The sequence below is a fragment of the Microlunatus sp. Gsoil 973 genome (assembly GCF_009707365.1).
Taxonomy (GTDB): domain Bacteria; phylum Actinomycetota; class Actinomycetes; order Propionibacteriales; family Propionibacteriaceae; genus Microlunatus.
Genome location: NZ_CP046122.1, coordinates 1,112,848 through 1,128,046, shown reverse-complemented (window position 1 = coordinate 1,128,046; position 15,199 = coordinate 1,112,848). Strand labels below are relative to the sequence as shown.

The following is a 15,199-nucleotide window of genomic DNA, read 5'->3' as shown; positions in this document are numbered from 1 at the left end:
TCATTCACCTTCGACTCTCATCACGCTGGTGACCTGGGTCACCACATCAAGTTTCTGCAGCGCCTCAACCGTGGCGGACAGGGCGGCGTCGGTGGCCCGGTGAGTGACGATCACCAGTTTGGCGTCGGCCTCGCGGCCCTGTTGCCGTACGGTCTGGATCGAGACGCCGTAGTCGGCGAACAGCTGAGCGATCTTGGCCAGGACGCCGACCTCGTCTGCGACATCGAGCGACAGATGATAGCGGGTGACCACCTCGCCGATCGGCGACACCTTGCGCTGGGCGTAGCTCGACTCACCGGGCCCGGCTGCCCCGCGGAGCCGGTTCCGGGCGACCGTGACCAGATCGCCGAGCACCGCCGAGGCCGTCGGCTGGCCGCCGGCGCCGGGGCCGGTGAACATCAGCCGCCCGGCGGACCGGGACTCGACGAAAACGGCGTTGTACGGGCCACCGACGGTCGCCAGCGGGTGGCTGCGTGGGATCATCGCCGGGTGCACGCGGACCGAGACGGCCCGTTCGGAGCCGCCCACCGGATCGGTCAGCGTACAGATGGCCAACAGCTTGACCACACACCCCATCTCCCGCGCGGAGGCGATGTCGGCCGCCGACACCTCACTGATCCCCTCACGATAGACGTCGGCGGAACCGACCCGGCTGTGAAAGGCCAGGCTGGACAGGATGGCCGCCTTGGCCGCCGCGTCGAAACCTTCGACATCCGCGGTCGGGTCGGCCTCGGCGTAGCCGAGCGACTGGGCCTCCTCCAGCGTCTCGGCGAAACTCGACCCCTCGGAGTCCATCTTGTCCAGGATGAAGTTCGTGGTGCCGTTGACGATGCCCATCACCGAGGTGATCTCGTCACCGACCAGCGATTCCCGCAGCGGCCGGATGATCGGGATGGCGCCGGCGACGGCGGCCTCGAAGTAGAGATCCACTCCGGCCTTCTCGGCGGCGGCGTACAGCGTGGTGCCGTCCTCGGCGAGCAGCGCCTTGTTGGCCGTGACCACCGACGCGCCGTGTTCCAACGCAGTGATGATCAGGGATCGGGCGGGCTCGATGCCGCCGATCAGTTCGATCACCAGGTCGACGTCGTCCCGGCTGACCAGCGAGTCGACATCGGTGGTCAGCAGTCCCGGATCGATGCCGGGCCGGGACTTGCTCAGCCGGCGGACCGCGACACCGACCAGTTCCAGCGGGCGCCCGATCCGCATCCTCAGGTCGTCGCCCCGCTCGGTGATCAACTTGACCACCTCCGTACCGACGTTGCCGCAGCCGAGCACGACGACCCGCAGCGGCGCCGAGGGTTCGGAGTGCTCGGTCTCGATGATGTTCATGCGGGTGGCCTCGGGGGTCGGTCGGTTCTGGTCGTACGGCGGCGGTCCGGCAAAGTCTTCAGATGCCGGCCGGGTGCGCCCCAACATTCTTCCCCATCCCCGCCGTCAGCAAGAACTATGCCGCCCAATGTGGACACCCCACCTCCGCCGAGGGGTCACATATTCCCTCATCTGCGCGGCGCGTCGTCACCGGATCGGCGTAGTGGTGCCGTCAGCCAACGTCGAGAGCCAGCAGATCGTCGACGGTTTCGCGCCGGACCAGGGTGCTGATCACACCGTCCCTGACCGAGACGACCGGCGGCCTGGGAACGTGGTTGTAGTTGCTGGCCATCGATCGGCTGTACGCACCGGTACCGGGCACCGCGATCAGGTCGCCAGGCCGGATATCGGCCGGCAGGAACTCGTCCCGGACGACGATGTCGCCGCTCTCGCAATGCTTGCCGACCACCCGGGACAGCGCCGGACCGGCATCCGAACCGCGGGAGGCCAATGTCGCCGAATATTCCGCGCCGTACAGAGCGGTCCGGATGTTGTCGCTCATCCCGCCGTCGACGGAGACGTAGAGCCGGGTCGCGCCGCTGTCCAGTTGGACCGGCTTGACGGTGCCGACGCGGTACAGCGTGAAGGTCGACGGTCCGCTGATCGAGCGGCCGGGTTCGATGGACAGCTTCGGCACCGCCACCCCGGCGGCCAGACATTCGGCCCGGACGATGGCGTTCAGGGCTTCGGCCAGTTCCTGCGCGGACGACGGGGTGTCCTGGCTGGTGTAGGCGATCCCGAAGCCGCCGCCCAGGTCGAGCTCGGGCAACTCCACTCCGGTCTGGGCTGCAAAGGCGGCATGCAGCCGCAGTGTTCGGCGAACCGCCACCTCGAAGCCGTCGGCGTCGAAGATCTGCGAACCGATGTGGGAATGGATGCCGAGCAGCTGCAGACGAGGATGATCATGGATCTGTCGCAGCGCCCCGGCGGCCTGGCCACCGGAGATGGAGAATCCGAACTTCTGGTCCTCGTGAGCAGTGGAGATGTATTCGTGGGTGTGCGCCTCCACGCCCGCGGTGACCCGGACCATCAGCTTCGGCCGGACATCGAGTTGATCACTCAGACTGCTCAGCCGGGCTATCTCCTCCTCGGAGTCGACGATGATCCGGCCGACACCGACGCGCAACGCCGTCGCAAGCTCTTCCTCACTCTTGTTGTTGCCGTGCAGACCGATCCTGGCCGGATCCATCCCGGCGGCCAGGGCGACCGCAAGCTCACCGCCGGTGCAGACGTCGAGGTTGAGCCCCTCCTCGGCGATCCAGCGGACGACTGCCCTGCACAAGAAGGACTTGCCCGCGTAGAAGACGTCCCAACCGGAAAAGGCGGTGGCGAAGTCGCGGGCCCGGGAGCGAAGATCATCTTCGTCCAGCACGTAGGCCGGAGTGCCGACCCGGTCGGCGATTTCCGAAACAGTCAGTCCGGCAACGGTCAACTCCCCTGCCTCGTTCTTGGCAGTGTTGCGACTCCACAGTTGGGGCAGGAGGGCGTTGACGTCGTCCGGCAGCCCGAGCCAGACCGGTGCCGCCGCGACATCGGCATGGATCGAGCCAGCGACGTGGGTGTGGGACATGACAACAACTCTGCCAGATCGGCCACCTCGGACCGCAGTCGTTCCGCTGCTCGGGCCCGACCGACACGGAGGTGCTATGGCCTTCGGGGGAGTCGTGCGATCACTGCGGGTACTGATTCGTAACCGGCCGGACGATCCTGGTATGTTTCTCCACGGCCCAAAAACCGGTGCTCCGCCATCGGGACGAGGCCACGGGCCCCCGTAGCTCAGGGGATAGAGCACCGCCCTCCGGAGGCGGGAGCGTAGGTTCGAATCCTACCGGGGGCGCCCAGCATTAGTCCTAGTCAGGGGCCTTTTCGATAGACGTTCAAAGTCGGTCGTGCAACATACGTGCAACAACTACCCTGTTGACTCCGGCTGCCACCGTGTGTGCCGCTGTTCCGGTGGTCGAACGATCACCGGGCACCGGGGATGGTCAGAAGTGGCTCGGGGACCAAGCGCAGGCCAGGAGCGGGTGTGTGTGCAGGCGAGTACCCTCGGCTCGTGGCCTGGTTGCGTCGTCGCACAGAGAGCAGAATCCAGATGCGCGCGCTCAAGCAGGCATTGGCGGACGCCAACCCACCAGATTTCGTACGCGACTGGATCCGTGCCCAGCCACTCGAGGTTCAAGGCTGGCTCGCCGATCTGCAGTTCTCCATGGGTGGACACCCTGTCGTCCTGATCGAGGACAAGATCATTGAACAGGGATGGGATGTGCCTCGTCACATCACGGCCGCTCTCGCTGCGTCCGTAGCTCGCGCCCCTGAGTACCACACCGACGCGAACGGCAAGGGATACATGCTTGTCCGGTCGTCTCGCGGACCTGTCAGGCTCGACGTCTTCCGAGCGACCGGCACGGTTCAATCTGGCCCGTCCGAGCTTTCCACGTAGGAACCCTCGGGAGCGGGCGGTGAAGGATCCTCAAGCGAGACAAATGATCATGCTCGGGACACCCAGATCCGGTCGGCAAGCTCCCACTGCGGCACGTGCCAACTAGCCGACGCTGTGCTCGGCGAATGGCCATGAAAGATCCGCCTGACTGGTTGCGGTCGGTTGCAGATGACGCAGCACCTGATCGGGCATCCGAGCCGAGCGGGTGAAACGGACCTCAGCTTGTTTCACATCCAGTCGCACGAGTACATGCCCGATGGCAGCCTCCTGACACGCCCCCAAGCCTCGCGTGTCTTGCGCGTTTCTTCGCCAATCGCGGCACCCTACGCACCCTCCCGTGCAACCACGTGCAATATGAAACTACAACAGTTACCGGAATCAAGCGGATCGCTTCTGCGACTCCCCTAGTCAGCTGGCATTTGCCCTAGCCGGCGAGACCCAGTGAATAAATTCGAATCCTACCGGGGGCGCCCACTGAATCGCCTGGTCAGAGCGATTTCTCCGCCCGATCTTCGGAGCCCTCGTCCAACGCGAATGCCCTGACTTACGGCACCTCACGCCCCACCATCTGTGTCGGCTGTCAGGTGTCCGACACGGTCACGGCCGAGCCGGAGTAGCTGACCCGGATCCTCGCGCGGCCGCCCACTGGGAAGGTGATCATCGGGCTGGTGTGCCCGAAATCGACGCCGGCCAGTACCGGCTTTCCGTCCAGGGCTGGTTGCCGACGGATGATCTCGTCCAGGTGCTCGATCGTCATCGCTGACGCGCGCTGGAAGCGCCCGATGACGACGCCGGTCACGCCTTCGGCGTCGGGGAGTTGGAGGAGCGATGTGAGATTGCGCGCGAATTCGACAGGATTGGTCAGGTAGTCGTCCTCGAGGAACAGCAGTGCCCCGTCAAGAGAGGGCATGTACGGGGTCCCCTGGAGCAGATTGAGCGTGCAGAGATTCCCACCGACGATCCGTCCGGATGCCGTGCCGTCGCGGAGCGGTGCCCAGCCCGGGTTGGGAATCACTTCCCGATGGTCCTGATCGGCGAACCACGGATCATCGGTCCAGCTCTCCGAGGGCGTCAGTTCAATCGGCTGTGACCCCATCAGAGCAGCCCGGAACCACTGACCCGTCGGTTCGAAGTGATCACGCATTCCGAAGCTGGACCAGTGCGGGCCCGAGTACGTGATCACGCCGGTTCGAGCCTGGATGGCGTTCTGCAGTGCCGTGATATCGGAGTAACCACAGATGATCTTGGGATGTGCTGTGATCAGCTCCCAGTCCAGGTACGGCAGCAGTTCGTTGCTGTTGAATCCTCCGATGACAGTGAGGATCCCGGCCACCGCATCATCGGCGAATGCTGCGTGCAGATCGGCGTAACGGGACGTGATCGCAGCACTCCTGAACATGTCGTCCTCGTCCACATGATCACCGAACGTCAGCGTCAGACCGAGGTCAGCGAATCGCTCGTTGATCCACCGGGTGTTGTCATGCTCCATGATCAGTCTCCGGGATCGGGCAGGAGCTACGACCCGGATCACGTCTCCGGAGTGCAGTTTGGGCGGGATGATCGTCGACGGCACATCCGCAGGTTAGCGATCCCGCAACCGACGCGACGTGTATTTTCGAGCCCTCGTTCACCAAGGACGTAAAGCAGTCACCGTGATCCTGTGATCTGCTCGGCGATTCACGGGTTCTGTGCTGCGCGAACGGGCATCGGGCGCTGCCTCATCGGGTTCCCGGTAGCCATGGCCAGCCGCCACAGATTGCTGCTGCACTTGTCGTTGTGGCGGGCACCCATGCAGGCGGTGCGCACCGGGAACCGCAGCCGGCGTACGCGGACAAGCCGCTCAAACCCAGGGCAGCGGTCAAGAGGGAGGAGCCGCGCCCTTTCGGGAACCACCCGCAGTCGATGCTCACCATGCAGACCATGGTCGGCAACGCCGCCGTTGCCCGATTGATCAAGACCCGCAGCGAACGGCCGGGCCCCACGCGGGATCACGTTCAGCGGGAGCCGGAGTCGGGCATCGGGCAGATGGCCAATCCGCAGGCGGCAGCAGCCATGTCCGAGCAGATGAAACTGCTCGAAAAGGGCATCACCGACGCCGAGGATTCCGATCCGGAACTGGCGGCTCGCTTGGAACGCGCACTGCTGTTGCTCCAGTTCACCCACCCCGACGACCTTGCCGATGAGGCAGCCGTCATCGCCTACGTCGAGGTCTGCAAGACCAACGCCGCGAAGGAATCCGTGACCATCACCAAGCTCGGCGCGGACGCCGACCAGGTGATGATCCAGAACCCCCAGGCGTTTCCTTCCAGCTGGGCCGACATCCTGGCCAAGACCCTCGATCTCGGCCTCGACGCCGCGGGCCTCGCCGCCGACCACCAACGAAGCTGGGAGAACCTCGGACAGGTCGGCGCACGCGTCCCGCGCGAGGTGACGGAGTACGGCCTCCCGGTAAGTCTCGCCGAGATCGGCGGCCTGAAGAGCTTCGACCTCAAGCCGCAACACGCCCTGCTGAGCGACCCGGACGTCGTGCGGGACTACGCACAGGCGGCTCTCGGCTACCGGGCCTCGGCGATGCGTGCTGAACTCGTCCGTTGGTGGACCCAGATTCTCAAGCGCCTGGTCGATTCCGTCCGTTCCGGCGAAGAGACTGTCGATCCCGCGGAGTTGGCGAAGATCAAGGGCACGTACAGCAGGGTCAAGGACTTCGCGTCCTCCGGTGCCCCACCCGGCGAGGACCAGTTCCGCGAGCTCGATGCCGATGTCGTCAATCTGCATGAGTTGATCATGCTGACCGCGATCCTGTCGTACGCCACCGGTCTGCACCGGTCGGGTGAGCTGTGGCAGCAAGCGGCTGATCTCTTCAAGGTCAAGCTCGGCGAGGCCGACGCGATCATTGCGCGCTGGGGCATGATCGAAACGTTGAAGCATGCCTTCTTGTGGATGATCGACCGCGACTACGTCGGCGACCAGCTGCTGCTCATGGTGCACGTGCTGGTCGACAACATCGGCGACATCATGGAGAAGCTGCTGCTGTTCATGGGGTTGCAGGCCATTCCGTTCGTCGACATCATCGTCGATGCCTACCTCGGCGTCGAGATGGGTGTCGATCTGGCCAAGGCGCTGTGGGACCTGGGTAGCGCCTTCGTCGACGCGTCGTCCGCCGACACCGTCCTGTCACTGCAGAAGGCCAGTGCTCACCTGACCAGCGCATTGATCACAGCTCCACTGCGGATAGCTCTGGACTACTTCGGTCTGAGTGCCACGCTCGCCCAACTCGAGGCTCGGGTGACCCGACTGCTCGCCGAGGCACCGGCGATGTCACCACAGCAGGCGGCGAAGATCGCGATCAAGGAGTCGGAGGGAGGCGGACCGGGGTCAGCGGCCAAGGTCGACGAGCCGACCCGGATCAAGGGAAAGAGTCAAGAGCCCGTCCGGCCGAAGGGCAAGCCGCCCAAGTCGCCGTCCCGACTGACGGCAAGCGAGGTGTCCGACGGGGTCCGGTTGGCCAAGTCGCTGCCAGGTGGTGGCCGGCTGAAGCTGCTCGAGGACGGCCGGTTGATCGTTTGCCACTCCCCCTGCCAGTCGATCGCTGCCCGCTTCGATACCGAGCTCGCCCAGGCATCGCCCGAGGCTCAGCAGTTCCGCGATCGGCTGCAAACGATCGCCCGTGAGGAGCAGGTCGCCGTCGCCGCCGGCGACGCCCCGGGCGAGCTTGCCGCCTTCAATCGCGCGGACGCCCTGAACACCGAGCTCGAGGTCTTCCGCGTGGAACGCATCCGCGGCGTTACCGGGGTGCCGGGCGGACAACTGCGGGACCTGATCAGGCTGGCCGCCGACGACGGCAATATGGTGGAGCGACTGCTGGGTCGGGTCGGCAACCAGCCCGGGCGCGTGCGCCCGCTCCTGGAGTCGGCACGCGGGGACCTGAACGTGCTCGCCAAACTGGAGAACGCATTGGACCGCTTCCCGGCCAACCGTGTTGCATCGGGCGGTGTCGTACAGGACCCCGCGTTCGGACCGTACGCCGACCGGGCGAACATGGCACACTTCGTCGAACGACACACCTACGACGGGTTCGACTTCCAACAGATCAAGGTGGAGAACACGTTCTTTCCGCCGGGCACCACCGCGGCCGACATCCAGGACGGGATCGAGCGGGCGCTCGCTGCACTCAAACGGCGAGGCGACTCATTCCCGTCCAACACCGCCAAAGCGGTCAATATCGAGGGCGGAGCGCTCGGCGAGATGCTTGTCCAGATCACCCGTGACGGCGGCGAGGTCGTTCAGTTCTTCCCGTTGCAGGCCGGCCGGGCCGACGTGATGAACTTCACCCGAGAGGAGATGACAGGTCTTGGCTGGTTCCTCGGACGGCTTCCGTAGCGTGCATTGCCGCTTCGCCGTCGAAGTGCGGTCCGGCGTTTTCGTCCCCGAGCCCGACGCTGCCGGTCTGGTCGTCCCGACCCGTGGGTACCGCCAGCTGCGCGGGCAGGTGCAGATCCGATCGGCCCGACAACCGGTGGTGGCGCCGGAGGATGAGCTGGTGCCACTGATCACCAATGTCTGCTTCCGCGCGGTGGCCCAGCTGCACGATCAGGACCACGTGTCGATCAACTACACCGATACGTACGGACTCCTGCGGCTGGATCACGAGGGCGACACCGTGCGAATCTCCGGTGATCGGGTGAACGACATCCGAGTCGACGCCGCGGACCTCATGCATAGTCTGGTGACGTGTGGGACGCGGTTCCGGGAGTGGTTGCCAGGACTCGGCCTCGAGGGCGACGTGGATGCCATCACGGCCGCACTTCATGAGGAAGAGAAGCTGGCCCGGGCGGCATTGCCACCGGTGGAGAACTGAACGGCTCCCGGTCGTTGCTGATCGTTCGCCGGTTCGGGCACCAAGATCATCGGCTTCAAGATCATCGCCACTCATCTCCGCCACCGAACCGCAGCATCGGTGCTTCGGGACCGGCTCTGACCCACGTTCGCTAGAGCCTCCTCTCACAGGTTGATCACAGCTGATCAACAGCGCGCCACGAGAGAGAAGGGACATTTGTGAGTGCCGCGGGAGGCTCGCCATCCGCGGCTTGTTCGAAGGACTCGCCGAAGCGCTCCCCCAACTCAGCCTCGAAGCCCAGGCCGCGGTGTTCTCCGACAACCTCCTGCTGCTCCGGTGGACCGCCGATTCGGCGCTGAACACCGTCCCGGACGGCGTCGACACGTTCGTCTTCGATGGCGGCGTCATCCGGGCCCAGACCATCTCATGCACACTCATACCGAAGTCCTGAGACGGTCCAAGGAGCTTTGACGAGAATCGCGACGTCGCCGACTGATTCGGCCTGTTCCGTGGCCGGATCGGACGACCGGGTCGCGATTCCTACCACGGTGTCATCGGGCTCCCTCCTTTCCGGTGTCGAAAACGATCGGCCTCGTTCGACGAGTGGGCAAGAGACCAGCCACGGAAAGGGCAAAGCTCATGGCACAGGTGATCTGCGACATGTCGATGTCGCTCGACGGGTACGTCACGGGACCCAACGACACTCGCGACAATCCCTTCGGCGATGGTGCCGGGATGTTGCACGACTGGATGTTCGACGCCGCGACACAGGAGGATCGCGCGATGCTGCAGGAGATGATCGACGGCTGCGGAGCCGTCGTCATGGGTCGTACGTCGTTCGAGAAGAACGAAGGAGACGGCGGATGGGGTGACGGCGGCCCACTTGGTGACACGCCCTGTTTCGTGGTGACCCACAACGCGCCGACCCGCAGCTATCCCGCGGCGTTCCGGTTCGTCACCGACGGCGTCGCCGGCGCGATCGAGCAGGCCAAGATCGCAGCGGGTGACAAGGTCGTCGGTCTGCACGGCGCGACCGTCATGCAACAGGCGCTGCCGCTCGGGCTGGTCGACGAGATCCGGGTCCATATCGTCCCGGTCCTGTTGGGCGGCGGGACACCGCTGTTCGCCTCGCTCGACTCGGCGATCAGCTTGGAGCGCACCTTCGAGAAGGCGTCACCGGCCGCGACACACCTGAACTATCGCGTGGTCGGTCGATCAACGCCCAGCCCGACGTGATCGAGTACGGCGGCGACGACCTCGTGCAGCGGCGGTCGGGTGTCGATCTCGATGGTGGCGATCCTGCGTAACAGCGGTTCGACCGAATCCTTGTACGCGACCGCCTCGGATCGTTGCTCGGCGGTCTGCCCGTACGGATTGTTGGTCCGGTCGGCAAGTCGGGAGAGCATCGTCTCCTCGGGTGCGCTCAACAACACCACATGATCGAATCGCGGTAGCAGCGGGCGCCAGTTCGGCGCCGTACCGCTGATGAAGATCGTTTCGTGGCGGTCGAGCAGCTCCGCGACGCGGTCGAGGTCCCACACCCATCCTCCGCTGTCGTCCGAGCGGGACAGGCCGTCGTAGTCCGTATCGGCCACCGGAAATCCCTGTCCGGACAGCACTGCCAGCACGCTGGACTTGCCGACTCCGGAGAGGCCGGTGATCAGCACGTGGGCGGTACGCCGATCAGGCACTGGCAACCAGGCGCAGGCCCCCGGCCGGTTCGGACGACCGGCGGGCCGCTGCCATCAGGTCCGCGAGCCGTTCCGCGGTCGGCGTGCCCTCGACCGGAGTGTGCAGCACCAGCGTCAGATCCGGACGATCGGGCAGATACAGCATCCTGCCCTCCAACACCAGCTCCCCCGCGTATTCGTGATCAAGGGTCTTCGTCGTGATCATCGGAGCGTGCACCTGTTGCCGGCTCCAGAGTTCGGCGAATTCCGGGCTCCGGGCTGTCAGATCCGCCACGATCTCGGTGTTGCCGTCGTCCTCCACCCCGCTGAGCCGCCGGGTCATCTCGTGGCGGTAGGTGGCGACCACGGTCGGGGCGGTCTCGGCCCAGTTCTCCATCCGTCCGCGGTACAGGTCACTGGTGAAGAAGTCGACCAGGCAGTTCCCACGGAAGTCCCGCTGCCAGCCGAAGATCGCCCGCGCGACATCGTTGGCGGCGACGAAGTTCCAGTACTGGTCCACGACGTGAGCGGCATGCGGCAGCCAGCGGTCCAGCAGTTGGGTGATGTCCTCGCCGATCGAGGGATCGGCCGGCGGACTGGGCAGCGGCGGATTGAGACCGGCCAGGACGTAGAGATGTCGGCGCTCGTCATTGCTGAATCGCAGCACCCGGGCGATGGCGTCGAGCACCTGTCCGGAGACCGTGATCTCGCGGCCCTGTTCCAGCCACTGGTACCAGGAGGCTCCGACGCCGGCCAGGACGGCGACCTCCTCACGTCGCAAGCCCGGTGTCCGGCGGCGCGAACCGACGGGAAGGCCGGCCTCCTCGGCAGTCACCCGTGCCCGCCCGGCACGCAGGAACTCACTGAGGTCGGTCCGGACACTGGTGGTCATGGCACCAGGATAAAGGGGCTCTCCCCGGAGACTCCGCGATTATCCGACCCTCGACGCGTGACCGAAGAGCTGATCGAACCGCGCGACCACCCGACCGTGATGGACCCGCCCCTGGTGGACCCGTCCCCCGCTGCCCCGCCGTCCGACATCCGGGCGCGACTGGTGTTGTTGCTGCTCTGTGCGGCCCAGTTCGCCCTGTCGATGGATTTCTCGATCCTGAACGTCGCCCTCCCCCGACTCGGCCAGGATCTCGGTTTGTCCGAGGCTCATCTGCAATGGGCGGTGACCGCCTTCGCGCTGCCGTCGGGCGGCTTCCTCCTGCTTGCCGGACGACTCGGCGACCTGCTGGGCCGACGCCGAATGTTCCTCGTCGGGTTGTCGCTGTTCGCCGTTGCCTCGCTGGCGGCCACGGTGGCGCCGACAGCAGCTATCTTCCTGGCCGCGCGCGCCGTCCAGGGCCTCGCCGCCGGGATCACCATCCCGACCGCCATGGCACTGTTGACCACCAATTTCGTCGAGGGTCCGGCCCGCAACCGGGCACTGGGCGTATCCGGCATGGTGCTGTCCCTCGGCTTCACACTCGGCATGCTGGCCGGAGGGATCCTGACGTCCGCCCTCGGCTGGCGTTCCACCATGGCGTTGAACGTGATCATGGCCATACCCGTGCTGATCGGCGCCCCGCTGCTGCTCGCCGAGAGCCGTCCGGACCGGCGACCGCGGCTGGACGTCGGCGGCGCCATCACCGTGACGGCCGGTCTGTTGTCGCTGATCTACGCCGTGACCACCGGCGCCGATAACGGCTGGCGACGACCCGACGTCGTGTCCGGAATCGTCTTGTCCGTTGCGTTCCTGGCGGCGTTCGGGATCATCGAGACGCGGGTCGGCCAGCCGCTGGTTCCGTTGGGTGTGCTGCGTCGGCGTACCGTCGCCCTCGGGAATCTCGGCGGCCTGGTCACCTTCTCGATGGCCAGCTCGCTGACCTTCCTGCTCACCCTGTATCTGCAGCAGGTACGGCAGCTTTCACCGTTCGAGTCCGGCCTCGTCTTCGGCGTGACCGGCCTGGGCGCCGCGGCCACCGGAGCGTTCAGTTCGCGGCTGATCAACAGGGCCAGTCCCAAGATCACGCTGGTCGGCGGGCTCGTCGTCCAAGGGGTCATGACGGCAGCGATGATCAGGACCGGGGAGAACGCGGGCGTCCTGGTGGTGCTGATCTTCTGCACCATAACGTTCGCCGGTCACATGCTGGCCGTCGTCTCGTACGGCGTCGCGGCCACCTCGGGACTCCCGAACCACGAGCAGGGTCTGGCCACCGGCCTGCTGACCACCGCACAGCAGGTCGGTCTCACCGTCGGCATACCGGTGATGTCGGCGATCTACGCCTCGCGCAGCAGCGCGCTGCTTCGGCATGGCAGCGATCCGATCACCGCGCTGCTGGCCGGGCTACACACCGGTATCGGCGCCAACGCCGGCATCGCGCTGGCAGCCGCGGCGGTGATCGGCGCCCTGCTGCGATCCCGGGCCAACCGCTGATGAAATCTCCGTGGTCGGCGTCATACGCGGACCGCTCCGGCCGGCTCTTCGACGAAGGTCCGAGACCATACCCTGGCCAGCACCGCGCAGGTGATCAACTGGATCAGGTGGTAGATCATCACCGGCAGGATGATCATGCCGACCGTGGCACTCGGGAACAGCAGGGTGGCCATCGGCAGGCCGCTGGCCAGACTCTTCTTCGAGCCCGCGAAGACCAGCACGATCCGGTCCTCCCGCGGCATCGAGAGCAGGCGGCCGAGCAGGAACGTGATGCCCAACACGACGGCCAGCACCGCGACGCTGATCACCACGACCGCAGCAAGCCGCGGTGGGGCGACGATGTGCCAGAGCCCTTCGACCACACCTGCGCTGAAGGCGGTGTAGACGACCAGCAGAACCGAACCGCGGTCGACGATGTTGACCACCGGCTTGTGCGCGGCGAGCCAGCCACCGATCCGCCGATGCACCAACTGTCCGATGAGGAACGGCACCAGCAACTGCAGGACGATCCTGACCACCGAACCGAAGGTGATCTTGACCTCCGAGCCGAGCAACAGCGCCGACAACAACGGGGTGATCACGACGCCGAGCACGTTCGACACCGAGGCCGAACTGATCGCCAACCCGACGTTGCCCCTGGCGATCGAGGTGAAGGCGATCGAGGACTGGACCGTGGACGGAAGTACGCAGAGGAACAGCACACCGGCGTACAGGGTCGGTGTCAGCAGTGACGACCGCACAGGATGCAGCAGCAGCCCGATCACCGGGAACAACACGAACGTGAAACCGAGCACCAGCAGCTGGAAGCGCCACCGGGTGATGCTGTTGATCGCGTTCTGCGGGGACAGCTTGGCGCCGTGCAGGAAAAACAGCAGGCAGACCGCGGCCGTGGTCAGATGATCGAAGAGGGTCGCACCGCTGCCCCGCACCGGCAGGACGGTCGCCACAGCGATCACCGCGAAGAGCGACACGATGAACAGGTCAAGCCAGCCGGGGATACGCAATCTCGCCACGCGTCCATCCTTGCGCAGCTTCGGCGTGCGCAGAACAGGCATACAGTTCTAACTGTGACCACGAATCGTGATGACCGCGCCAGCGTCTCCTCTCCGGGGGTGCCCAGCCTTGACCTGAGCTGGTTGCGCACGTTTCTCACCGTCGCCGACCAACTCAGCTTCTCGGCGGCCGCACGGCGACTCGGTCTCAGCCAGTCGGCGGTCAGCCAGCACGTCCGACGGCTGGAACAGACACTCGCCGTGCGGCTGCTGGTCCGCGACACACACAACGTCACGCTGACCGCAGAGGGTGAGGCGCTCACCGGGGTCGCTCGCTCCATGCTCGAACTGAACGACGACGCCTTCCGGACGGTGGCCGGCGCGGGTCCGAGGGGACGCGTACGGTTCGGGGTGTCGGAGGACTTCGCGCTCTCCCGGCTGCCCGATCTGTTGCGCCGCTTCCGGATCGGCCACCCGGCCATCGACCTCGAGCTCACTGTAGGGCTCAGTGAACATCTGCATCGCCGGCTGCGTGCCCGGGAACTCGACCTGGTGCTCGCGAAACGGTCCGCCGATCCCGAGGATGCCCGGCTGGTGTTTACCGACACGCTGGTCTGGGTCGGCTCCCAGGATCTCGTCCTCGATCATCGCCAGCCGGTTCCGCTGATCGTCTATCCGCCGCCCAGCGTGACCCGCGATCGCGCCGTCCAGGTGCTGGAGAGAGCGGACCGCGCCTATCGAACGGTCTGCACCTCGGGCAGCCTCAGCGGACTGCGCGCCGCGGCCCTCGCCGGTCTCGGCGTGATGCCGTTCTCCCGGTCGCTGATTCCCGCCGGCCTGACCGAGATCGATGCTCGTGGTCTACCCCGGCTGGGTTCGACCGACTTCGTGTTGATCACCAGACGCCGTACGGTGGCCGCGGCGACCCAGGCGGTGATCGACGCGGTGCTGGCCGATCACCGCGCGCTCTACTCCGGCTCCGACGACTCCTGATCGACGCGGCCCGGCACGACTCTCTTGGAGAAGTACACGCGGCGGAAGCCGTCCACCTCCACCTCCCGGGTCCGGCGATAGCCGCGGCGGGGATAGTAGGCAAGGTTCTCGGTCATCATGATGTTGGTGAACAGGCGTACCTCCGGCAGGCCCTGGTCGCGGGCGTGACGTTCGGCGAAGCGCAGCAGCGCGCTACCGAGTCCCCTACCCCGGAACGCCTCGGAGACCGCGACGTTGTGCACCAGGACGTGATCGCTCGCGGTGATCAACACCAGCACGCCGGCGACACCACCGTCGCGGTCTGCGACCCAGACCTCTCCGGCGTCGACCAGCAATGCATAGTCGTCGTCCATCGGCTGCGGCCTGGCGCCGATCCGCGGGATGTAGACCGAGTACGCCCGCTGCACCAGGTCATGGATGGCATCGATGTCGCCCGGCGTGGCGGACCTGATGGCACGTTCAGCTCGGGGCATGGGC

14 protein-coding genes and 1 tRNA gene are annotated in these 15,199 nt (G+C 65.9%); 8 read left to right on the top strand and 7 right to left on the bottom strand.

Annotation, left to right across the window (positions count from 1 at the left end; all coding sequences use genetic code 11):
* Window positions 1-1,329: a homoserine dehydrogenase gene (locus GJV80_RS05300; RefSeq protein ID WP_154686990.1), complete on the bottom strand. Its 1,329-nt coding sequence runs from the start codon at window positions 1,327-1,329 to the stop codon at window positions 1-3.
* Window positions 1,330-1,540: 211 nt separating this feature from the next.
* Window positions 1,541-2,938 (bottom strand): diaminopimelate decarboxylase, encoded by a 1,398-nt coding sequence (lysA, locus tag GJV80_RS05295; RefSeq protein WP_154686989.1) that lies wholly within the window; start codon window positions 2,936-2,938, stop codon window positions 1,541-1,543.
* Window positions 2,939-3,133: 195 nt separating this feature from the next.
* Between lysA and GJV80_RS05290 the strand changes: the two genes are divergently transcribed.
* Window positions 3,134-3,205 (top strand) — tRNA-Arg (locus GJV80_RS05290).
* A 255-nt stretch (window positions 3,206-3,460) separates the two neighbouring features.
* Window positions 3,461-3,808, top strand: coding sequence for a hypothetical protein (locus GJV80_RS05285; RefSeq protein ID WP_154686988.1), 348 nt, complete (start codon window positions 3,461-3,463; stop codon window positions 3,806-3,808).
* A gap of 580 nt (window positions 3,809-4,388) precedes the next feature.
* On the opposite strand, the gene GJV80_RS05280 is transcribed toward GJV80_RS05285, so the two are convergent.
* The gene (locus GJV80_RS05280; protein ID WP_230208158.1) at window positions 4,389-5,381 is read right to left on the bottom strand and encodes a S66 peptidase family protein; all 993 of its coding nucleotides are present in this window, start codon (window positions 5,379-5,381) and stop codon (window positions 4,389-4,391) included.
* 203 nt (window positions 5,382-5,584) lie between these two features.
* On the opposite strand from GJV80_RS05280, the gene GJV80_RS05275 reads away from it, so the two are divergent.
* The 4 genes from GJV80_RS05275 to GJV80_RS05260 all read left to right on the top strand — a co-directional run bounded on the left by GJV80_RS05275 (window position 5,585) and on the right by GJV80_RS05260 (window position 9,881).
* Entirely contained in the window at window positions 5,585-8,188 is a 2,604-nt protein-coding gene (locus GJV80_RS05275; protein ID WP_154686987.1) for a hypothetical protein, read from the top strand.
* Window positions 8,160-8,666 carry a hypothetical protein gene (locus GJV80_RS05270; RefSeq protein WP_154686986.1) on the top strand — a complete coding sequence of 169 codons (507 nt, stop codon included), beginning with the start codon at window positions 8,160-8,162 and terminating at the stop codon, window positions 8,664-8,666. The genes GJV80_RS05275 and GJV80_RS05270 overlap by 29 nt, the downstream gene beginning before the upstream one ends.
* Before the next feature lie 229 nt (window positions 8,667-8,895).
* Window positions 8,896-9,096, top strand: coding sequence for a hypothetical protein (locus GJV80_RS23140; protein ID WP_195909172.1), 201 nt, complete (start codon window positions 8,896-8,898; stop codon window positions 9,094-9,096).
* 188 nt (window positions 9,097-9,284) lie between these two features.
* Complete coding sequence (locus tag GJV80_RS05260) at window positions 9,285-9,881, top strand: dihydrofolate reductase family protein (protein ID WP_154686985.1); 597 nt, start codon at window positions 9,285-9,287, stop codon at window positions 9,879-9,881.
* On the opposite strand, the gene GJV80_RS05255 is transcribed toward GJV80_RS05260, so the two are convergent.
* Window positions 9,842-10,336 carry an AAA family ATPase gene (locus tag GJV80_RS05255; protein WP_230208157.1) on the bottom strand — a complete coding sequence of 165 codons (495 nt, stop codon included), beginning with the start codon at window positions 10,334-10,336 and terminating at the stop codon, window positions 9,842-9,844. The two genes, GJV80_RS05260 and GJV80_RS05255, sit on opposite strands and share 40 nt — an antisense overlap.
* Window positions 10,329-11,207, bottom strand: a complete 879-nt coding sequence (locus tag GJV80_RS05250) for a helix-turn-helix transcriptional regulator (protein WP_154686984.1) — start codon at window positions 11,205-11,207, stop codon at window positions 10,329-10,331. Before GJV80_RS05250 ends, GJV80_RS05255 begins: the two co-directional genes overlap by 8 nt.
* A 57-nt stretch (window positions 11,208-11,264) precedes the next feature.
* Between GJV80_RS05250 and GJV80_RS05245 the strand changes: the two genes are divergently transcribed.
* Window positions 11,265-12,737: an MFS transporter gene (locus GJV80_RS05245; RefSeq protein ID WP_230208156.1), complete on the top strand. Its 1,473-nt coding sequence runs from the start codon at window positions 11,265-11,267 to the stop codon at window positions 12,735-12,737.
* A 20-nt stretch (window positions 12,738-12,757) separates the two neighbouring features.
* Here GJV80_RS05245 and GJV80_RS05240 read toward each other — a convergent pair whose 3' ends face one another.
* Window positions 12,758-13,750: a bile acid:sodium symporter family protein gene (locus tag GJV80_RS05240; RefSeq protein ID WP_195909370.1), complete on the bottom strand. Its 993-nt coding sequence runs from the start codon at window positions 13,748-13,750 to the stop codon at window positions 12,758-12,760.
* Window positions 13,751-13,804: 54 nt separating this feature from the next.
* Between GJV80_RS05240 and GJV80_RS05235 the strand changes: the two genes are divergently transcribed.
* Window positions 13,805-14,722: a LysR family transcriptional regulator gene (locus GJV80_RS05235; protein ID WP_230208155.1), complete on the top strand. Its 918-nt coding sequence runs from the start codon at window positions 13,805-13,807 to the stop codon at window positions 14,720-14,722.
* Here GJV80_RS05235 and GJV80_RS05230 read toward each other — a convergent pair.
* Entirely contained in the window at window positions 14,698-15,195 is a 498-nt protein-coding gene (locus GJV80_RS05230) for a GNAT family N-acetyltransferase (RefSeq protein WP_154686981.1), read from the bottom strand. The two genes, GJV80_RS05235 and GJV80_RS05230, sit on opposite strands and share 25 nt — an antisense overlap.
* Window positions 15,196-15,199: the final 4 nt, after the last annotated feature.